The organism is Sphingomonas sp. ATCC 31555 (assembly GCF_000282895.1).
Taxonomy (GTDB): domain Bacteria; phylum Pseudomonadota; class Alphaproteobacteria; order Sphingomonadales; family Sphingomonadaceae; genus Sphingomonas.
This window is the reverse complement of sequence record NZ_ALBQ01000007.1, coordinates 1-18660: the sequence shown is the minus strand read 5'-3', so window position 1 is coordinate 18660 and position 18660 is coordinate 1. Positions and strand designations below refer to the sequence as shown.

At 63.3% G+C, this 18660-nt stretch carries 24 protein-coding genes; 4 read left to right on the top strand and 20 right to left on the bottom strand.

From position 1 onward, the window contains the following. Nucleotides 1-11: 11 nt before the first annotated feature. The 3 genes from B215_RS0103335 (at nucleotide 12) to B215_RS0103325 (ending at nucleotide 1239) form a co-directional block, all read left to right on the top strand. Nucleotides 12-569 carry a thermonuclease family protein gene (locus tag B215_RS0103335; RefSeq protein ID WP_019368210.1) on the top strand — a complete coding sequence of 186 codons (558 nt, stop codon included), beginning with the start codon at nucleotides 12-14 and terminating at the stop codon, nucleotides 567-569. A gap of 38 nt (nucleotides 570-607) precedes the next feature. Continuing rightward, nucleotides 608-907: a hypothetical protein gene (locus B215_RS0103330; protein ID WP_236704402.1), complete on the top strand. Its 300-nt coding sequence runs from the start codon at nucleotides 608-610 to the stop codon at nucleotides 905-907. Nucleotides 908-981: 74 nt separating this feature from the next. Further along, nucleotides 982-1239, top strand: a complete 258-nt coding sequence (locus B215_RS0103325; protein WP_019368209.1) for a hypothetical protein — start codon at nucleotides 982-984, stop codon at nucleotides 1237-1239. Nucleotides 1240-1260: 21 nt separating this feature from the next. Here B215_RS0103325 and B215_RS0103320 read toward each other — a convergent pair whose 3' ends face one another. From B215_RS0103320 to B215_RS0103300, 5 genes are all read right to left on the bottom strand, one after another. Beyond that, nucleotides 1261-2133: a reverse transcriptase family protein gene (locus tag B215_RS0103320; protein ID WP_019368208.1), complete on the bottom strand. Its 873-nt coding sequence runs from the start codon at nucleotides 2131-2133 to the stop codon at nucleotides 1261-1263. Beyond that, entirely contained in the window at nucleotides 2123-2428 is a 306-nt protein-coding gene (locus B215_RS0103315) for a helix-turn-helix transcriptional regulator (RefSeq protein WP_019368207.1), read from the bottom strand. The genes B215_RS0103320 and B215_RS0103315 overlap by 11 nt, the downstream gene beginning before the upstream one ends. Nucleotides 2429-2463: 35 nt before the next feature. Further along, complete coding sequence (locus tag B215_RS0103310; protein ID WP_236704401.1) at nucleotides 2464-2637, bottom strand: hypothetical protein; 174 nt, start codon at nucleotides 2635-2637, stop codon at nucleotides 2464-2466. Nucleotides 2638-3206: 569 nt separating this feature from the next. Further along, nucleotides 3207-3656, bottom strand: a complete 450-nt coding sequence (locus B215_RS19510; protein WP_119184528.1) for a type II toxin-antitoxin system PemK/MazF family toxin — start codon at nucleotides 3654-3656, stop codon at nucleotides 3207-3209. After that, nucleotides 3653-4138 (bottom strand): helix-turn-helix domain-containing protein, encoded by a 486-nt coding sequence (locus B215_RS0103300; protein WP_017503469.1) that lies wholly within the window; start codon nucleotides 4136-4138, stop codon nucleotides 3653-3655. The genes B215_RS19510 and B215_RS0103300 overlap by 4 nt, the downstream gene beginning before the upstream one ends. A gap of 600 nt (nucleotides 4139-4738) precedes the next feature. On the opposite strand from B215_RS0103300, the gene B215_RS0103295 reads away from it, so the two are divergent. Beyond that, entirely contained in the window at nucleotides 4739-5662 is a 924-nt protein-coding gene (locus B215_RS0103295; protein WP_019368205.1) for an ArdC family protein, read from the top strand. Nucleotides 5663-5782: 120 nt separating this feature from the next. Here B215_RS0103295 and copM read toward each other — a convergent pair whose 3' ends face one another. From copM to B215_RS19500, 15 genes are all read right to left on the bottom strand, one after another. Further along, nucleotides 5783-5992, bottom strand: coding sequence for a CopM family metallochaperone (copM, locus tag B215_RS19505; RefSeq protein ID WP_019368204.1), 210 nt, complete (start codon nucleotides 5990-5992; stop codon nucleotides 5783-5785). 234 nt (nucleotides 5993-6226) lie between these two features. Then, a complete protein-coding gene (locus tag B215_RS0103280) occupies nucleotides 6227-6457 on the bottom strand; it encodes a hypothetical protein (RefSeq protein WP_231471584.1) in 231 nt (76 codons plus the stop codon). Nucleotides 6458-6677: 220 nt separating this feature from the next. Continuing rightward, entirely contained in the window at nucleotides 6678-7286 is a 609-nt protein-coding gene (locus tag B215_RS0103275) for a DedA family protein (protein WP_019368201.1), read from the bottom strand. A gap of 12 nt (nucleotides 7287-7298) precedes the next feature. Continuing rightward, nucleotides 7299-7676, bottom strand: a complete 378-nt coding sequence (locus B215_RS0103270; RefSeq protein WP_019368200.1) for a hypothetical protein — start codon at nucleotides 7674-7676, stop codon at nucleotides 7299-7301. Nucleotides 7677-7774: 98 nt separating this feature from the next. Then, entirely contained in the window at nucleotides 7775-8230 is a 456-nt protein-coding gene (locus tag B215_RS0103265; protein WP_019368199.1) for an MgtC/SapB family protein, read from the bottom strand. Nucleotides 8231-8344: 114 nt separating this feature from the next. Then, nucleotides 8345-9094 carry an HAD-IIB family hydrolase gene (locus tag B215_RS0103260; RefSeq protein WP_019368198.1) on the bottom strand — a complete coding sequence of 250 codons (750 nt, stop codon included), beginning with the start codon at nucleotides 9092-9094 and terminating at the stop codon, nucleotides 8345-8347. Beyond that, nucleotides 9091-11592, bottom strand: coding sequence for a heavy metal translocating P-type ATPase (locus tag B215_RS0103255; protein WP_019368197.1), 2502 nt, complete (start codon nucleotides 11590-11592; stop codon nucleotides 9091-9093). Before B215_RS0103255 ends, B215_RS0103260 begins: the two co-directional genes overlap by 4 nt. Then, nucleotides 11589-12197 carry a cation transporter gene (locus B215_RS0103250; protein ID WP_019368196.1) on the bottom strand — a complete coding sequence of 203 codons (609 nt, stop codon included), beginning with the start codon at nucleotides 12195-12197 and terminating at the stop codon, nucleotides 11589-11591. The genes B215_RS0103255 and B215_RS0103250 overlap by 4 nt, the downstream gene beginning before the upstream one ends. After that, complete coding sequence (locus tag B215_RS0103245) at nucleotides 12194-12880, bottom strand: ZIP family metal transporter (protein ID WP_018251225.1); 687 nt, start codon at nucleotides 12878-12880, stop codon at nucleotides 12194-12196. The genes B215_RS0103250 and B215_RS0103245 overlap by 4 nt, the downstream gene beginning before the upstream one ends. Nucleotides 12881-12883: 3 nt before the next feature. Continuing rightward, entirely contained in the window at nucleotides 12884-13276 is a 393-nt protein-coding gene (locus B215_RS0103240) for a hypothetical protein (protein ID WP_037512946.1), read from the bottom strand. Continuing rightward, nucleotides 13273-14160, bottom strand: a complete 888-nt coding sequence (locus B215_RS0103235; RefSeq protein WP_019368194.1) for a bestrophin family protein — start codon at nucleotides 14158-14160, stop codon at nucleotides 13273-13275. The genes B215_RS0103240 and B215_RS0103235 overlap by 4 nt, the downstream gene beginning before the upstream one ends. A gap of 31 nt (nucleotides 14161-14191) precedes the next feature. Then, nucleotides 14192-14533: a flagellar hook-basal body complex protein FliE gene (gene fliE / locus B215_RS0103230; protein ID WP_019368193.1), complete on the bottom strand. Its 342-nt coding sequence runs from the start codon at nucleotides 14531-14533 to the stop codon at nucleotides 14192-14194. 45 nt (nucleotides 14534-14578) lie between these two features. Further along, the gene (locus B215_RS0103225; RefSeq protein ID WP_019368192.1) at nucleotides 14579-14953 is read right to left on the bottom strand and encodes a hypothetical protein; all 375 of its coding nucleotides are present in this window, start codon (nucleotides 14951-14953) and stop codon (nucleotides 14579-14581) included. Next, nucleotides 14950-15438, bottom strand: a complete 489-nt coding sequence (locus tag B215_RS0103220) for an SRPBCC family protein (RefSeq protein WP_019368191.1) — start codon at nucleotides 15436-15438, stop codon at nucleotides 14950-14952. The genes B215_RS0103225 and B215_RS0103220 overlap by 4 nt, the downstream gene beginning before the upstream one ends. Before the next feature lie 53 nt (nucleotides 15439-15491). Next, the coding region (locus B215_RS19500; protein WP_019368190.1) for an efflux RND transporter permease subunit at nucleotides 15492-18660 on the bottom strand (3169 nt) is incomplete at its 5' end.

Genomic DNA, 18660 nt, shown 5'->3' with positions numbered 1-18660 from the left:
AACGATGGACGATGGGGGCGACGTTCCTGATCGTGGCAACCTATGCAATCTCGCAGAACAAGCAGTCGCTCGTCGAAGTCTCGAAAACAAGATTGTCTTCGCCAAGTCCCGGGATCATCGATGGGGATACGATTGATTTTCCCAATGGACGGGTTCGCGTCGTCGGCATCGATGCGCCCGATGATGATCTGCCACAGCTAAAGGCCATCTCCAGCGAGGCGTTGCGCGGGCTGGCGCTCCGGGACGGCGGAATGGACTGCTCGGTGTCTATGTTTGACTATGCGCTGCGGCGGGAGAAGCAGTGCCGCACCGATCCGAAAAGCTACGGGCGGTTGAATCTGGCGTGTCGTTTTCCCGCCAATAAGGCGAGCGTGGGGGCAACGATGGTCGCCCAAGGCTATGCCGTCGACTACCGCATTTTCTCCGGTGGAGCCTATGTCGAGCTGATGCAGAAGGCGGCAGCGCAGCGGGCAGGATTATGGGGCGTGGACTATGAGGGAATGCGTCAGCTTGCTGTTCGCAGGGCGCAGGTGCCGCAGGGATGTAGCACAGGGACGATCAAGAAATAGGCTGCACAATGCTTGAACGCGGATCGCCAAGAGCGGCATTGATCGGCCGCTGGGGGATGGCCCTCACACTTGTTACCGGCGCGGTCCTGATCGGCCGCCTGATCCGTAATTTCCCCTATCTCCTGCCCAATCGGCTTCCTGGCCTTGTCCTATACGAGCTGGGTCCGGCGCTGATCTTGGTTGCTGCGGTCGGCAGCGCCGTGGTCTTCACCAAGGAAGACGGACCGCGCCTTGGCATCCCTGCGCGGCTCGTGCTGTTTGCACTCGTCGCGACGATCGCCGGGACCGCTACCCTTGCTGCCGAATATGCTGCCGCTCTCGACGGGCAATGGCTATGAACACGAGGTGTGCCACGTGGCACACCCCTATCGCGAGACCTACATGGCGTCGCGATGACTTTTGCGAGGGTGTGATGCCGATAGAGCCTTTCGTTCTTATTGTTGCCGATCACGACAGGCGCGTCTTTTCGGTCGAGGGGCCGATGGTGGACGACAACCCGTGGTCAAAGCCGGTCGTCGATGCTCAAGATGGCGGCAAGCGCCACATCAACTGCTTCGTTCCCGGTGGCCCCTCGCGCACCGACGTAGAGACCGCCGCGCGCGAATATCAGCGTGAATATGGGTATGCGCGTGTTGAGGCGGGATCGATCGTCAGCCGCAAACCCTGCTAAGGTCACAGCAACCGGCATCAATCAACCTGGTTCGTTCATGCTATCTATCTGGCGCATTTGACCCGCCAAGCCGCTCAGACGGCCCTTCAGGCGTTGATCGCCGCTGCCGGGCTGCTGGAGGGCCAACCTCGTCTTACGGTGCTTCAGGCGCTGGCGATTGGGCACGACGACCTTCCCGTCGCGAACGACGACACCCGTGATCTCCGCTGGCCGATCCACATAGTGCTTGAGCTTGTGATAGCGCAGCCCTGTCCGGTGGATCATGCGCCGCACATGCCAAACATCTGCTACGGGCACTTTCGCGCCGGAAATTGTCACGTCATCGACATAGACCGTCAGCGTGTAGCCCTTGGCCGTGCAGAACGCCGCGATCTCGGCCCACATATCGTGATAGCTATAATATGCCAGGATCGGGCTGAGGGGACTGCCCGTCGGCAAATGACCCTCGAACGTGCAAAGATCACCAAGAATGCCGGCAACGTCGGCGCGGCATCCCATGATGCTTTGGAAGAACGCGATCACCCGCACACGGGGCGTGTTGGGGAAGAACTTCTTGATGTCGAGGCAGTGAACGACGCGGTTGCCGCGATGGCGCGCGGCATTGCTGACGTAGCATCGTCCCTTCACCGGGCAGAACAGAAAAGATGGCGGCTCGATCCGCGCCAGCATCTTGGCGATACGGCCCTGTACACGCTTGAGCGGCGCGACCGGATCTTCAACCGGACGTTTTCCGCCACTCTTCTTCTCAATCTCAAACTGCCGATACCGATCCGGCCCGGTCGCCATTGCCCGCAGCTCAGCTTCTGCAAGGCCGAGCACGTCAGCGAGGCGGCGCGGACTCGTGAGCTTATAGAGCTGCGACTGATTGAGCGGGATGACCGTCTTATTCGGCATGGGTCCGACCGGACCGAGCCTCGAGGAATTGAAGCAGGCTCACCACCTTGCCAGCGACAAAGGTCCGTGCCTGGTCGAGCGTGCTCTTCTGATCGAGGTTCTCCGAAAAGAACATGATCGACGAGACAGGCATGTCGAAGACAGTGGCATAGCGCTGGATGATGTCCAGCGTGGGCGTCTTCAGGCCGCGTTCGATTTCCGACAGATACGACGTCGAAACCTCCAACCGCTCAGCCGCCTGCTTCTGCTTGAGGTCGTGATAGACTCGGATCAAGCGAAGAGCTTCACCCAACATTGCATCTCCTTTCAGGAGGCTATTCAGGGTGCGAATTACTGGCGGAAAACCTTGATGATGGAGAGGGCGATGTGGAGCAGTTGCACCACCACTCGCCCCAAGGCCACCACCGTCTTCAAAGTGGACGGACGGATCAGGCGCTTTGCCCAATGCTGCCGTCGCACCGTCTTCGTTCGCGCACGCTTCTCGTTCAGACCAAGCTTTCGCATGGCGTCCTCCTCTGCCAACCCCCACACCATGCAGGGGCGCCGCCGAGGCTTTGGAGGGTGGGGTAGAAGCACGTTAACCCTGAACACCAAGGCGGACACCGGGCCGTCCGGTGGCCGCCCGCGGCGCCGCTCGCTCGCACGCACGGAGCCACAAAGCAGAGAAGGTTTCTTCTCCAGGAGGGGTTTCCCCCTCGGTTGATGGCGACACATCCCCTTTCAAACTGAACGAGAGTGTGATGCCCTAGCGCACTTCGCTAGTCAACGAATAAAATCCGCTCACAGCGAATTTATTGCTCTGCCTAAGCGGCGGCCGACGACGTTCCGCCCTTCCCTGCCATGCGACTGGACGACTCGATGCCAATCTACCGGCGAGCAGGTCATTATGTCTGAAGCTTGCGGGCTGCGTGCCAGTGCCGCAGATAAGCCAAGGGCCGCCCTTTTGAGGCGGCCCCGACCATTTAGTTCCCTCGCGGGAAACGGACACTCCCCAGGGGGAGGCCGCGCGTGCTCCCCATGTAGAAACCCATCCCTTACGATTCAACTAAAATCTGAAAGGACATCAACCGGCCTTACGCGCCGGAACCGGTGGGCGTAGGCGGCACCCCCTGAGGCGGCGACGGGGGCGTCGAGGGCACCGGCAGCCAGGCCAACACAAGGCGCAGCATGTCGTCGAACTCCCCGACCGGCATTCGCATGATGCCGCCTTTGTCAGGGATTAGCCGGCTCACCGCCACGGTCGTCAGCTTGTCGCAGATCGCGAACGCCGCCCGACCGTCAATCGTGGTCTGCAGCGGAAAGGCCCACTTGTTTCCTGGCTGCGCTGCCGTCGAGCAGGGCACCACCGTGACCGCGCCATGCAGCGTGTTCTTGAACGACACGATGATGACGGGGCGCCGCTTCCAGAACTCCGGGAGCTGGGCGTCTTGCGGAAAGTCACACCAGTAGAGCTGACGGATGCTTGGCGCGGCCGTAACCCTCGGTTCCACTTTCGGGGGTGGATCTTGGATATGCGCGTTCACTCGTCGTCATCCTGTACCAGACGCAGCTTAGGCGCCCCGGCCCGGTTCTGACGGCGCTTCGCCAACTCGGCCTTGTCCTTGATCTCAGCCAGCTTCTCGACCGCGAACGGCGCTACTGCCTTAATCAGCCCATCGAGATGGTAGATGTTGGTGCGGCTGCCGGTTTCGGTCCGCCGCTCCTCGCGACGGATATACCCTGCCCCCTCCAGCGCAGCGATGTGCTTCTGGATCGTGCGCGGATGAACGTCCATCGCCTTCGCCATCGTGGTCTTGGACGGAAAGGGCTTGCCCTCCGCCGTCCACCATTTGCTCGCCAGATACACGATGATGTTGAGATCGAGCGGCGACAGCATGAGCTGGCGCTGATTTTCGATGATGACGCTCGGCAATGCAGTCCAGCCCGCATCCATCAGCGGCTTGGTCCACTTCTTCTCATTCGTTCGCAGATCGGCGCTGCTGTCCTTTTGCTTTTTCGCAGCCATGTGATTATCCTTTCTGGCTGCAAATATGCCCCTCGCGCGAAGGGGATTCAAGTTTGAGGGGGCGGCACTAGGGGCGCCCCACAGGGCGCGCAGGCCGCCCCCTCCCCGGCCCTTTGGACCGCCCACCCGGGAGCCGCACGGGGCCTACAAAGCATAGGACATCCCCATATAGGAACCGCTCAGGGTACACTCCTGGCGTATCAACCGAGGATAAACCCAGCGGGAGCCCCCACGGCCTCCCCCTCTCCCCGTGTTTTCCTATTCGCGCTGCCGCAAGGCAGGTGTGCCACGTGGCACACCCCCCATGACACGCCTGGAGCGTGGCACAGCTTGTTGGGCACGCTGCCCTCCCCCGGAGGCCAGACCGGTGCCGGGGAACACCAAGGGCGGCTGCCCTTTCGTTCCCGAACGACAATCAGGCCCCCCGTGTAATCCGCCAAACGCGGCACCCGACGCCCTGCGGAGCGTCGGCCGCGCTAGGCGGCTCGCCCGCGCCAGAGGCCAGATTCTCGCCCTCCCTCCCCATCCCGTTCCTCGCCGGAAAGGCAGAGCCGGTTGCTGTTGCGACCGGCTTTCAGCCTCAAAGGAAAGGAAGACATCATGGGACGGATCACCGACAATCGAGCCGACATCTATCAGGAAATCACCGATCAGATGATCGCGATGATCGAGGCCGGCACCCGGCCGTGGTCGAAATCGTGGAATGGCAGCACCGCACCGAATATCCCGCTCCGCTCGACCGGCGTTCCCTATCGGGGCATCAACGTCCTGACCCTTTGGGTTGCCGCCATGACCAAGGGCTATGCCTCTCCGCATTGGCTGACCTTCAAGCAAGCGCTTGCGCTTGGTGGATGCGTCCGCAAGGGCGAGAAGGGTTCGACCGTCGTCTATGCCAACAAGATCGAGGTTGACGCCGACAAGGGTGGAGAGAGCAGCGAGGACGGCAAGCGTCAGGTGGCGTTTCTTAAGCGCTATACCGTTTTCAATGCCGAGCAGATCGATGGCATCGAGGCGAAATATCCAACCCCCGCGCCGATCATCACCGCAACCAATCCCGATGAGCGGGATGCCGAGCTGGACGCGCTTTTCGCTCGCATCTCCGTCACCCTTAAACACTTCGGATCGCAGCCCTATTATCAGCCGAGCGGCGATCATGTGGTCATGCCCGAGTTTGCCGATTTCCACACCAGCGATGACTATTATTCGACCCTAGCGCACGAACTTTGCCACGCGACGGGACATGTTGACCGACTTGCCCGTCCCTCTCTCATTTCCACGAAGCGCGAGGACTACGCCCGAGAGGAATTGGTTGCCGAGCTAGGGGCGGCGTTCGTCAGCGCGACCATCGGCATCAAGCTTCACGACCGTGAAGACCACGCCGCCTATCTGGCGAGTTGGCTACAGGCCCTGCGCAACGACAAGCGGTGCATCTTCACCGCCGCCCGCCTAGCCCAGGACGCGTCCGACTGGCTCTTGAGCCGCATGGCCGTTGAGACGGCCCCTGAACTGGACGAGCCGGCATGAGCGCCCCCACGTCCCGGCCCCGACGAGGGCCGGGACGTGGCGGCGCGACTGGCCTATGATCCCAAAATCACGACCGTCGCCATCATTGACGGCGGTGAGCGCCACCTTTTCAATCAGCCGCTACTTTCGGGGTTGCCGACGTGCAAGCCAGGTGCGCATTTCGGCGATCTCGCGCCTTTGGGTTGCCACCACTGCGGCCGCGAGGCGGCGCACGGCGGGATCTCGGCCATACTTCAATTCGATTTCAGCCATCGCGATAGCGCCTTCATGATGGGGAATCATCGCGCGCATAAAATCGGCGTCGGCATCACCCGTGAAGGCTACGTCCATATCGCCATGCATCTTGGCATTTGCGGCCCGGTAGGCCCGCGTAGCGGGCGGCTCGTTTAGCGAGCCTGACACGGCACCAGTTGACCCATGCTGGGTATGCTGTGCCTTCGCGGAAAGGGGGTTAAGACGGCGGTCATTGCCAGCATCAGCGCGAACGGCCTGTTGCTTCCGATCATTACGATTCTTCTCCAGTGATAGTGATTTGGTTCATGGGGCGGGCGAAGGTGGCTCGCTTCAGCGTCCAGACTGCCGCCCCGCCGCCGCGTCGAGCTCGGCCACGGCTTGCGCCGCGGCCTCGCAGTCGCTGCCGGTCTCTTGGCCCCGCTCGCAGCGTGTGACGACCAGTCTCGCCTCTTCCGCGTGGAAGCGGAAATAGCCGGCGTCGCGTGGTTTAATCAGCCCGCATCCGGACAGAACGATTGTTGCGGCAACGGCGATGATCGCCTGCTGCTTGCTGTTCCCCATTATGTCGATCCTCTCCATATTCCGGCCCAACGCCACTTCCCTCCGTTGCGACGCCATGCGTGAAATCCGCTGCGGTGAAGCCTTCCAACCAATCTGATGAGGATGATCGCGCTGGCTGGTGAGATCAGGCTAAAGGCACGTGCAAAGCGTGTGATGCGGACAAGCATCGAAGCTGCCATGAGCCAAAGGCCGGCAGGAAACGCGGGCAGCAGGTCAGCCATCAATGGCCACCCCTTGATCGCCCGAAAGTCGCGACCCGCCAAAGATACCAGATGACGGCCAGCGCGAGCACGGCGTTGCTGACCGGTTCGATGACGCTCGCCACCTGGCTATAGCGTTCGCCCAGCTCATAGCCCGCCAGCACGAGGATAACGGTCCATATGGCCGAGCCGGTGAGCGTCGAGACCAAGAATGGACCAAGGGGCATCCCGCTGACCCCTGCGGGCACCGAAATCAGGGTCCGGACTCCCGGGACCATGCGCCCGAACAGAACCGCCCAACGACCGTAGCGGTCGAACCAGCGGTCGACATGATCGACCTCACCGGGCGTCAACGTCAGCCATCGGCCGTGGCGGGAAGCAAAGCGCTTCAATCGTTCGATGCCGATCCAGCGGCCGACATAGTACCACAGCACCGCCCCTGCAGCCGATCCGAGGGTGCCGGCGATTGCCACCACCCACAGCGAGCCGCGCCCCTGCGCAGCGGTGTAGCCGGCAAGTGGCAAAATCACTTCCGACGGAATTGGCGGAAAGACATTTTCGGCCAGCATCAGCAGGAAGACGCCAAAGCCGCCGAGTGACGCGAGGATCGATGTTATGATGTCGAACACAAACCAGCCTCGTCAGAAGATCCAATAGGAGATCGCGCAAATCACGAGCAGGAGGGCGACGACGGACCCAACGATCCGATTTTCCAGGCGCGGACATTCGACGTTCCTGATCCGCACGGCGACCTGCCAAGCGGGTCGAACCGGACACCGCCACGAACCTGCGGCAATCCGATCCAGCTCGGCATCCGACAACCCGAAGAACGATTTTGCTTCACCGCGCGATCGTCCCGCCAACCCCATCACCCGCAGCACCACGTCGCTCCATGCGACATCGATCGCGCTCGGCCGATCGACCATCGTGCCGCGCGCGTCGCCGCCCGCCCACGAAGGGGACAGCAGGCCGATGATCTGGTGGGGATTGCGCTCCAGCAGCGTCGCCCAGCGCAGCAAGCGATGTTGGCGGTCACGCGCCGCGATGGTCCTCGCCGGTGCCCAGCGCCGGGTAAGGGATCGCACAGGCCGCATCCATCGGCTCGCCCAAGGGCTCGTCATCGGCTCGCCGAGCTGCCGACGTCGCCATTGGTGGCGCGCTTGAGCGGACGAGAGCAGCGCAGGGTGAGGAAGGTGGTAGCGCTCAGGATGAAGGCGATGTCGTATAGGCCGTAGCCCACGGCCGCGCCGAGCGCGCCAGTCGCCCACAGACTGGCCGCCGTCGCTGTGCCTGACGCCTTGTCGCCCTTCTTCAGAATCGCGCCGCCCCCGATGAAGCCGACACCCGTAATCAGACCTTCGAGCAACCTGGCTTGCGCTGGAGACGTGCGGCCGAGGATCGCAATGCCCACCAGCACGAAGCCGCAACTGGCGATGGCAACCAACGGGAATGTACGGATGCCTGCGCTGCGGGCGTCGTTCTCGCGATCCCAGCCAACAGGAAGGGCGAGCGCGTAGGCGATGGCGAGACTGATGATATGGGTGGTTATCTCCCACCACGAGCTTTGAAACATGCCGGCCTGCCTGTTCTACGCGATTGCTCCAGATCGGAGGTAAAGGGGTAAGGTCGGGCCGAGAGTCCCACAGACGTTCAGGCCCAAGGCGGGGATCGCGAACATCGGCGATCCCTACCGGTGCAGACATGCGATGATGGCAGTCACGACGGCGGTGGTTTCCGCAACGTCGCGCACTCTCACCGTATCGAGGCCAATTTCAGCGGCGGGATAGTCATTCCCACCGGGGAAGATCGCATCGCCGATGAACAGCATCCCGTCGAGCGGGACGCCGCTTTCAGCACTCAAGCGCTTCAGGCCATAGCCCTTGTCCACCCCTGCCCTGGTCACGTCGATCGATGTCGTGCCACCTAGATTGATCGAGAGGTCCGGCAGCGTCGCGCGCAACGTGGCCTGCAACGCGGTCCTCTTCTTTCGGTCAGGATCCCACGCTTCCTTTTCCTTTAGCGGCGCTGCCTGCCCCAGCCCCGAAAAGGTAATCTGGCTGCCCCGGTCCTCAATCCGTTCGCCCCAGATACGTTCGTCGGCGAGGCCGGCATCGGTCAGGGCCTGATCGAAGGCCGCGCGGATCGTCGCCTTCTCTGCATCGTCGAACAGCTCGGCATAGACTGCGCGCCAAGCGCCATTGATGAACCGATAGAGTTTTGTGCCTGTGGTCGGCATCAACCAGAGACGGTCAAGCGCGGCGCCGGCAGGAAGACGCGAGGCGACCTGCTTTTCGAACTGCGGCCAGTCCCCGCCCGAGATCACCGCCACATCCGTGACGGCGAGCAATCGGGCGAGGGTTGCGGCCATATCTTCCGATAGCGGCCGCTTGCTCTCGGCAAGCGTGCCGTCGAGGTCGAAGGCGATCATCCACTTCATGCCGCCTTCCCCGCCGGATCGCGGTAGGCGAGCAGCCTGAGCGCATTGATGACAACAAGCAGCGTTGATCCTTCATGAACCGCCACCGCTGGCCCAATACCGAGGCCAAGGATGGTGGCAGGAACGAGGAAGGCGACGACACCCAGGCTGACGAAGACGTTCTGCCGGATAATTCCACGCGTATGCCGGCTTAGGCCCACCGCGAATGGCAAGTGCGCCAGATCGTCAGCCATCAGGGCGACGTCGGCTGTCTCCAGCGCAACGTCCGACCCCGCCGCGCCCATCGCGATGCCGACCGTGGCGCTTGCCATCGCCGGGGCATCGTTCACGCCGTCACCCACCATTGCGACCTTGTCTTCGCCGGCGAGTTTCTTGATCGCCGCAACCTTGTCTTCGGGCATGAGGTCGCCCCACGCCTCGTCGATCCCGACATCGTTGGCGATCGCTTCGGCGACTTTCTGGTGGTCGCCGGAGATCATAATCATCCGCGATACGCCCATCTCGTGCAGCCGGCGCAGCGCGGTTTTTGCCGCTTCGCGAGGCGTATCCATCAGGCCGATCGCGCCCAGGTCGCGATCCCCCTTGCGGACCACCATCGTCGTGCGCCCGTTCTCGCGCAGTTTCGCTATCGCGTCCTGCGCTCCCTGCCCCAGCGCCGGAATGCCCTCACTTCCGAACATCTCGGCCTTGCCGATCCACACCGTCTCGCCATCGACGCTTGCGGTGACGCCGCGACCGGTCAGGCTCTTGAGATCGCCGGCAGTGGGCAAGGCGCGCCCATCCAGACGTTCGCGACCGTCCTTGACGATCGCTTGGGCCAGCGGATGATCGCTCAGCGCCTCGACAGCCACGGCCAGCGCCAGCAGCTCGCCTTCATCGGCGCCATCGACCGGCACGACATCAGTGATGCGCGGCCGACCTTCGGTCAGCGTGCCCGTCTTGTCGAAGGCGATCGCCTTCAGCGACCCTAGATTTTCGAGCGGCGCACCGCCCTTCACCAGCACGCCGCCGCGCGCTGCGCGGGCGACGCCCGATAGCACCGCGCTCGGCGTGGCGATCGCAAGCGCGCAGGGGCTTGCCGCCACCAGCACCGCCATCGCGCGGTAGAAGCTGTCGCGGAACGGCTCGTCGACGACGACCCAAGCGAACAGGAGAAGCACCGACAGGATCAGGACGGCGGGCACGAAGATCCGCTCGAACCGGTCGGTGAAGCGCTGCGTCGGCGACTTTTGCGTCTCCGCTTCGCTCACCATCTTGACGACCTTGGCAAGCGCGCTTTCATTGGAACGGCGCGTCACCTCGATCTCGATCGCACCGCCGCCGTTGATCGTACCGGCAAAGACCCGGCTTTCCGCGTCCACCGCGTCGGGCTTGGCGCGTGCCGCCGCAGCGTCCGCGACCGGCACCTTGTCGACCGGAATGCTTTCACCCGTCACCGGGGCCTGATTGATCGCGCTTGCGCCCTTGATGATGAAGCCGTCGGCAGGCAGGCGCTCATTCGGGCGCACGATGGCGATATCGCCGACGACCATCTGTTCGACCGGGATTTCGCTGGTCTCCCCGTTGCGGCGCACGGTCGCGGTTTCCGGGGCGAGCTTCGCCAGTGCCTCGATCGCCTTCTTGGCGCGTCCCATCGCGTAATGCTCAAGCGCATGGCCAAGGCTGAACAGGAACAGCAGCAGCGCGCCTTCGGCCCATGCGCCCAGCGCAGCGGCGCCGGCGGCAGCAACCAACATCAGCGTGTCGATCTCGAACTTCTTCATCCGAAGGTTGTCGATCGCCTCGCGCAGCGTGAAGAACCCGCCGAAGAAATAGGCTGCGACATAGCAGGCCGTGGGCAGCCACTCCGGTGCGCCGGCAACCAGCCTTTCGATCGCATAGCCGATCCCCAGCAGCGCGCCGCAGGCAAGCGCGAAGATCAGCTCGGTATTGGGGCCGAGAAATTCGGCGTGGCTATGGTCGTGACCATCGCCGGGGCCGTGCTTCTCTTCGCCCGCGTCGTGGCCCCCGGGGCCGTGGTCGTGGCCGGCATGGTCATCGGCGGCGACCCGCTTGCCAACCCTCACCTTCAGCTTGCGAAGAGCAGCGCGCACTTCCTCTTCTGTGGTCTCTCGGCGATCATATTCGACCCGGACCGACCCGCTGGTGCTGGCGCTTGCCTGTACCACCCCGGGCAACGCGCATAGCGCATCGCTGACCGTGCGCGCCCGCCGTTCGTGACTGATCCCTGTCACCTGCCAGATCGCATGACCGTAGCGTTCAGTGATTTCGGCACCTGCGGCCCGCACCATTTCACGCAATCGCGGCAGCGGTAGCTTGGCGGCGTCGAAATGGATGCACAGGGCCGCCGGCGTGTCGCCATCGAGGCAGATCACATGCGCCCGCTCGACGCCTTCGCGCTTTGACAGGGTTGATACGAGACGGTCCAGGCAAGCGTCGGCCGCGTCAGGAAGGTCCGGCAACAATACTGGAATATCGAGTTCGAGCTTGTCGTTCATGACGACCTCCTTTCGCTTTTCTTGGTTTCGGCGCGCGCGTCGCGCAGGATTTCGACACCGCCCTTGATGGCGATGATGGCGGTAGCGAAGCCGACCAGAAGGTCCGGCCAGTTGGTGCCCAGCCACAGCACCAGCACGCCCGCGATCAGGATGCCGCCATTGGAAATGAAGTCATTGAAGCTGAAGGTGGTGGCGGCCCGTAGGTTAACGTCCGGATCCTTGAGCCGCTGGAGCAGCCGCAGGCAGAGGTAGTTTACGACGCCGGCGATCGCCGACATGACCATCATGGTCGGTCCGATCGGCTCGCTGCCCTGAAGGTAGCGCCGGCCAACGTCGATCAGGATACCGCCCGCGAAGATCAGCAGCATGACGCCCGAAGCGACCGCAGCGCGTGTCTTCCACGTCTGGCCCCGGGTTAGCGCCACAAGGCTCAGCGCATACACAGCCGTATCGGACAGATTGTCGACACCGTTGGCGATCAGGGCGCTCGAATCCGCGAAAAATCCTGAGACGAAGAAGCCCGCCGCGATTGCCGCGTTCAGCAGCAGGACGATCCAGAGGGTGCGACGCTCTTCGCCGCCATTGTTGTCGTTGCTCGGGATCATCCCATGATCTCCTCGAGCGTTAGCAGGGCAAGGAACCCTACGAAGAACATCGAGCTGATGAGCGGGGTGTCAGGCTTCTCGTGCGCCTCAACCAGCAGCTCTTCCGTGACGAGGTAGAGCAGCGCCATCAGCCCAAAGCTCAGGAAGCCAGCGACCATTACCGGCGAGAGCGTGGCGACAGGAACGGCAGCGAGCGCGCCGATCGGCAGCAGCAGCGCCAAGGCCGAGACGATCACGATGATGCGCAGGCGCGAGCGATAGGTTTCCGCCAGCTCGTTGGTCAGTGTCAGACCCAGGAAGAGCACTTCGAGTGTCAGCGCGATCGTCAGCAGAAATCCCGCCTTCTCGCCCGCGACGAACGCAAGGCCGAGCACCAGGCCATCGACCAGGATGTCGATGCCGATCGCGGCGAGCAGCGCCATCGGCCCCTTGAAGCGGGCCTCGAAAGCCTTGAGACCCAGCATCGTTACGACGCCCGCCGCCCCGCCGATCAACGTCGCGCTGGGCGAAGCCTCATGCTTGACCTGCGGCAGGATTTCAGTCGCTGCCGCCGCGAACACGACGCCGGCAGCAAGATGCTGTAGCCCCGCCACGAGGCCAGGATTTAACTTGGTGCGGCTCGCGATGATCGCGCCGAGCACGACCGCCAACACAGGCGCAAGCGTGTAGAGCAATGCCTGCATATCCTATGATTCCTCCGGTGTTCGATGACAGACGCGGATCTTCCCGCGCTGCGTGAAGGCGATCGACCCGCCCGCCACGACTGCCCGCGACTGGTCGCCGCGAAATTCTTCGCCGGTCCGTTGCGCGTGCAGGATCTCGGTTCTGCCCTTGGGCAGCCAGGTGACAGCCATCTTCAGGCCGTCGTCGATGAAGTCGACATCGGCGCGCGATCCATCGTCGCAATACATGATGCGCTGCGCGATCAATCGAGGCGTCAGATGCTTTTCATGCGCCGGCTCGGCCGGTTGGCTTGGAGCGGGGGTGCACGCCCCTACGACCATACCCGCGAACAGAACGGCGCCGATGCGCGCGGCTGTCAGGCCAGGCAGGTGCCGCAAGGCGCGCACCGCCCTCACCACAGCACGCCGTGATCGGGCGTCAGCGGCTCAGGGGCCGGTAGTCCCGCCGTCTGAAGAAGGTCGATCTCGATCGTGCGGCACATGGCCGTGAGCGGGACATCGTGGACGCTATTGGCGAACGGATCGGTCAGATCCTCGCCGATGCTCAGCACCGCGAGGAAGACGAGTCCGATCAGCGTCGATCCGATCGGCGTGGCAAGGCCCAGGGATTCGACCAGCGCGATCGGAAGCAGCACGCAGAACACGCGCGTGAAGAGGTTCGGGAAGAACCGAAAGCCATTGGGCAGCGGCGTGTTCTTGATCCGCTCCATGCCACCCTGCGCATTGGCGATGTCGATCAGGACGCGCTCTACAGTTGCCTGCTGGATCTCGGTGATCCGACCTTCCGCGAGCGCGTCGGCGTAATTGCCCGATATGTCCTCCAAGAGCGCGTTGGCAGGGTTCAGGCGAGCGACCGCCATATCGGCGACGTCCGTTCCGGCGATCCGGGCAATGTCTTCATAGGGCGACTGTCGGCGAAGCTGGCAGCGCATCGAGTGCGCGAAGGCGATCTGCCGCAGGATGATGTTGTGCCGCGTCTCACTGCCCTCGGGTTCCCCCTTGGTCAGGCTGCGTGTGATCCTGGCCAGGCTGCGCGACGCATTGATGAGCGCGCCCCAAAGGGTTCGCGCTTCCCACCAGCGCGCATAAGCTGCGTTGGTCCGAAACCCCATGAAGAGCGCGATGGCAGTGCCGAACAGCGCCGTCGGCAAAGGCGGTTCCTTGATCGGGGTCATCATGTGGAATGCCGTCACCGCCACGTCCCACACGAACAGGATCGTGAGAGGCTTCCAAACCTCGATAATGATCTGCCTAAAACGTGGCCTCGCGCCGACAATCATATCAATTACGCCCTAAATCTCTTAGCGATCGTCATCCGATCGGCATGTTCATGATGTCCCGATAAGCGGACAGCAGCTTGTTCCGGACTTGCAGGGTCGCCTCGAAAGTAATGGATGCGCGACTCTGGATGAGCGCGACGGTTGCAATGTCGGTGGTTTCGCCACGCTCATATGCTTCGGTGACGACATCCTCCTGCTCCTGGGTCTCGTTGACCTTCGCGACCACGGCATTGAGGGTATCGGCGAAGTTCGACGCCGGAGCGGTCGGCGTCACGCCGGGCGGTGCCGTCGGCTGCGCCTCGCGCAAGGCGCGGCTTCGCGCGATCACTTCGGCCCGAATGGCCATCACATTCGAGATCGACGTGTCAGACATCGTTTCTCTCCCGTTCCAGTGCGACGTGTCGGAAGACAGGACGGTTCATCGGGTGCCCTCCCGTTCGCAGATTCGGGTGCGGCCCTCGCCTTCCACGACGGTGAGCTGCGACCCCTTGAAGGTCGCGGTGGCTGTCTCGCCGACATATTGGAGGCCCTGCGCTGGCGCGGTCAGCGTCATGGGCACGGCGCTGCTGGAGCGCCGCAAATCGATCTGCAGGCCGTTGTCCTTGTAGTCGACGAACAGCGGTTCCCCGTCGGAACAGCGATAGGGATGGCGCCCCATTTCCCCGGTCGCCACGGCGCTGTCGGACGAATGGATTTGCTGCTCCGTTGGCGGGGCTGGCGGCTTGCTTTCCGTGCAAGCCGCCAGCCCGACAACGAGGATGAGGGCGGGCAGTACCCGCTTCAACGGCATCATCGCGCCTTCCTCCTGTAGCGGGAGGGGACGCGCTGACGATTGATCCCACGGGCAGGCTGACCCACCCGCCAGCGCAGATAGGTTGCAAGGCGATCGTCAGCCTCGATCATCAGGGACCGCAGACGACGCAACATCATCGCCGCGAACGGCAGAGACAGCGCCCCGCGCAGCGTGCAGCTATGTGTTAGCCTGGTGCCACCATCGTCCCCTGCCAGCTCGTACCGCTCTTCGAGCGTGAACAGATAAGGGATGCCGCACGACCAAGCGAAGGCGCGCGGCTTGTCGAACTGATCGACCCGGGCCGGCGTCCGAATTGGCCGGGTGATGCCCTGGATCGCGAAGGTACATTCCGTCTCGCCAAGCTGGCACGGGTTGTCGAGGAATACGAGCGGACTCCAAGCCCGACGATGATCCGGATCGGTGATCGCCGACCAGATGCGCAGTGGCCAGCCGTGAAGCATCGAGCTGGTTATGGTGCGAGGCATATCCCCATCTCCCAGAGATGAGCGGGGCGATCGCGGATCGCCCCGCTCACCCATCAGGCCAAGTTGTTCACGAAGGTCTGACCGTGGTCGTCCCCTTCATGCTCCTCATTGTAGTGCTCGGGCTTCTCGATCACTTTCTGCCCGAACCGGGCGTAGAGCGTCGGCAGCACGAACAGCGTCAGCAGCGTCGCCGAGATCAGGCCGCCGATGACGACGGTCGCCAATGGCTTCTGCACCTCCGCGCCCGCCCCCTCGCCAAGCGCCATCGGCACGAAGCCGAGGCTTGCGACGAGCGCGGTCATGACGACGGGCCGCAGGCGCTGCATTGCGCCGACATGGGCCGCCTCTTCGCGCGATAGCCCCGACCGGATCAGATCCTGGATCGAGCTGACCATCACGAGGCCGTTGAGGACCGCGATGCCCGACAGGGCGATGAAGCCCACCGCCGCCGAGATCGAAAAGTCCATGCCTCGCAAGAAGAGCAGCAGGACGCCGCCCACCAGCGCGAATGGCACGCCGGTGAAGACGATCGCAGCATCGCGGACCGATCCCAACGCCCCGTAGAGGAGCAGCAGGATCAAGATGAAGCAAGCCGGAATGACCAGCTTCAGCCGCTCGCTCGCCGATTGCAGGTTTTCGAACTGGCCGCCCCATTCGAGATAGGTGCCGGCAGGCAGCCGGAGTTGGCTGCCGATCGCCGCCTGCGCATCCGCCACGACGGATCCGACGTCGCGGCCACGCACGTTGGCTTGCACCACCACGCGCCGCTTGCCGTTCTCGCGGCTGATCTGGTTCGGACCATCGACCACCTTGATCTCGGCGACGCTGGACAGCGGTACATAGCCGCCGCCTGCCACCGGCACCTGCACCTGTTGGAGCAGGCCGATGTCGGCACGCTGCGCCTCCGACAGGCGGATCACCACGGGGAAGCGACGGTCGCCCTCGAAGATCTGGCCCGATGTTCGCCCGCCGATCGTCGCAGTCACGGTGTCCTGCACATCCTGAGCCGTAACGCCCAACCGCGCCATCGCGTCGCGGTTGACGCGAATGTCGAGCATGGGAAGACCGGTCGTCTGCTCCACCTTCACGTCCGCTGCGCCTTGCGTTCTGCGCAGCACCGCCGCGATTTGCTCGGCCGTCCGGTTCATCTGGTTGAAGTCGTCCCCGAACACCTTCACCGCGATGTCGCCGCGCACGCCGGCGATCAGCTCGTTGAAGCGCATCTGGATGGGCTGGGTGATCTCGTAGGCATTTCCCGGAATCTTCGCGAGATTACCCTCGATCCGGCTGACCAGCTCCTCCTTGGGAAGCTCAGGATCCGGCCAATCCTTGCGCGGCTTCAGGATGACGAACATGTCGGTCGCGTTCGGCGGCATCGGGTCGGCCGCCAGCTCGGCGGTGCCCGTCTTGGAATAGACGAATTGCACCTCCGGCTGCTTCGACATCATCCGCTCGATCGGCACCTGCATCGCCTGGCTCTGCTGGACCGACGTTGCCGGAATGCGGAGCGACTGGATCAGCAAATCGCCTTCGTCGAGCTGCGGCAGGAACACCGAGCCGAGCGTAGTGAAAGCAAGCGCCGCCACCACAAGGCTTCCCACACCCGCACCGATCGTCAGCGTCGGGCGCTTCATGGCCCGGTCGAGACCGGGTTCGTAGCGCTTCTTCAGCCACGTGATGATGCGGCCGTCCTTCTCCTCGACCTTCTTCGACAGCCAGATCGCAATCATCGCCGGCACGAAGGTGAGAGAGAGGATGAAGGCGAAGGCGAGCGCGATGATGACGGTCAGCGCCATCGGTCCGAACGTTTTACCCTCCACGCCGGTCAGCGTGAGCAGCGGTACGTAGACGAGGATGATGATTGCCTGCCCGTAAACCGAGGGGCGGATCATCTCGCGAGCGGCGGCTGCCACGGTCGCAAGCCGTTCCTTGACGGTCAGCAAGCGACCTTCATGATGCTGTTGTTCGGCAAGCCGCCTCAGCGCGTTTTCAACGATGATGACGGCGCCGTCGACGATCAGACCGAAGTCCAAAGCCCCAAGGCTCATCAGATTGGCCGAGACCCCAGCGCGCAGCATCCCGAAGCCTGTCAGCATCATGGTGATCGGGATGACCAACGCCGCGATCAGGGCCGCACGGAAGTTGCCGAGCAGCAGGAAGAGCACGACGATGACCAGCACCGCGCCTTCGGACAGGTTTTTCGCGACCGTCTTGATCGTCGAATTGACCAGCTCGGTGCGGTTCAGCACCGGCTGAATTACGACGTCAGGAGGCAGCGAAGCGTTGATCGTCTTCAGTTTCTCAGCGACCGCGGTCGACACGATGCGGCTGTTCTCGCCGATCCGCATGATCGCCGTGCCGACGACGACTTCGGTACCGTTCTCCGATGCCGAACCCATGCGGATCGCCTGACCCGTCTTCACAGTCGCGACTTGTTCGACCGTGATCGGCACGCCGTTACGTGTCGCGATCACGGTCCTGGCCAACTCGCTGGCATTGCGAACGAGCGCATCCGAGCGAACAGCCAGACCTTCGCCATTGCGATTGACGAAGCCACCGCCGACGCTGGTGTTGTTGCGCTCCAGCGCGTTGCCCAGGTCGGTCAAGGTGATGCCGAGTGAAGCCAGCTTCTGCACATCGGGCACGACGAGGAACTGCTTGGCGTAACCGCCAATCGAGTCGACGCCGGCGAGGCCCGGAGTGTTCTTGAGAAGCGGCGTGACGATCCAGTCCTGCGCGGTGCGCAGGTAGGTCGCCTTGTCCTCTTCGGTCGTCAGTCGCTCGCCCTCTGGCGTGATGTAGCTGCCATCGGGCTGTTGGCCCGGTTCACCGGGCTTGTGCTTGTCGTCCTCGCGATGATCGAGACGAACGGTGTACATGTACACCTCGCCCAGGCCTGTCGCGATCGGACCCATTTCAGGGTTCACGCCGTCGGGCAGATTCTCTTGCACGCCCCGCAGACGCTCGCCCACCTGCTGGCGGGCGAAATAGATGTCCGTCGCGTCCGAAAAGACCGCCGTGATCTGCGCGAAGCCGTTGCGGCTCAACGAGCGCGTATATTCTAGGCCGGGGGTGCCGGCGAGCGCGGTTTCGATTGGAAACGACACCTGCTTCTCGACCAGCTCGGGCGAGAGGGCAGGCGCGCGGACGTTGATCTGGACCTGATTGTTGGTGATGTCCGGCACCGCGTCGATCGGTAGCCGGTAGAGGGAAAAGGCGCCG

Coding starts and splice junctions, on each gene's coding strand:
- B215_RS0103335 (WP_019368210.1), top strand. CDS start 12: ATGGGGGCGACGTTCCTGATCGTGGCAACCTATGCAATCTCGCAGAAC.
- B215_RS0103325 (WP_019368209.1), top strand. CDS start 982: ATGCCGATAGAGCCTTTCGTTCTTATTGTTGCCGATCACGACAGGCGC.
- B215_RS0103320 (WP_019368208.1), bottom strand. CDS start 2,133: ATGCCGAATAAGACGGTCATCCCGCTCAATCAGTCGCAGCTCTATAAG.
- B215_RS0103315 (WP_019368207.1), bottom strand. CDS start 2,428: ATGTTGGGTGAAGCTCTTCGCTTGATCCGAGTCTATCACGACCTCAAG.
- B215_RS0103310 (WP_236704401.1), bottom strand. CDS start 2,637: ATGCGAAAGCTTGGTCTGAACGAGAAGCGTGCGCGAACGAAGACGGTG.
- B215_RS0103300 (WP_017503469.1), bottom strand. CDS start 4,138: ATGGCTGCGAAAAAGCAAAAGGACAGCAGCGCCGATCTGCGAACGAAT.
- B215_RS0103295 (WP_019368205.1), top strand. CDS start 4,739: ATGGGACGGATCACCGACAATCGAGCCGACATCTATCAGGAAATCACC.
- copM (WP_019368204.1), bottom strand. CDS start 5,992: ATGGACGTAGCCTTCACGGGTGATGCCGACGCCGATTTTATGCGCGCG.
- B215_RS0103280 (WP_231471584.1), bottom strand. CDS start 6,457: ATGGGGAACAGCAAGCAGCAGGCGATCATCGCCGTTGCCGCAACAATC.
- B215_RS0103265 (WP_019368199.1), bottom strand. CDS start 8,230: ATGTTTCAAAGCTCGTGGTGGGAGATAACCACCCATATCATCAGTCTC.
- B215_RS0103260 (WP_019368198.1), bottom strand. CDS start 9,094: ATGAAGTGGATGATCGCCTTCGACCTCGACGGCACGCTTGCCGAGAGC.
- B215_RS0103255 (WP_019368197.1), bottom strand. CDS start 11,592: ATGAACGACAAGCTCGAACTCGATATTCCAGTATTGTTGCCGGACCTT.
- B215_RS0103250 (WP_019368196.1), bottom strand. CDS start 12,197: ATGATCCCGAGCAACGACAACAATGGCGGCGAAGAGCGTCGCACCCTC.
- B215_RS0103245 (WP_018251225.1), bottom strand. CDS start 12,880: ATGCAGGCATTGCTCTACACGCTTGCGCCTGTGTTGGCGGTCGTGCTC.
- B215_RS0103235 (WP_019368194.1), bottom strand. CDS start 14,160: ATGATTGTCGGCGCGAGGCCACGTTTTAGGCAGATCATTATCGAGGTT.
- fliE (WP_019368193.1), bottom strand. CDS start 14,533: ATGTCTGACACGTCGATCTCGAATGTGATGGCCATTCGGGCCGAAGTG.
- B215_RS0103225 (WP_019368192.1), bottom strand. CDS start 14,953: ATGATGCCGTTGAAGCGGGTACTGCCCGCCCTCATCCTCGTTGTCGGG.
- B215_RS0103220 (WP_019368191.1), bottom strand. CDS start 15,438: ATGCCTCGCACCATAACCAGCTCGATGCTTCACGGCTGGCCACTGCGC.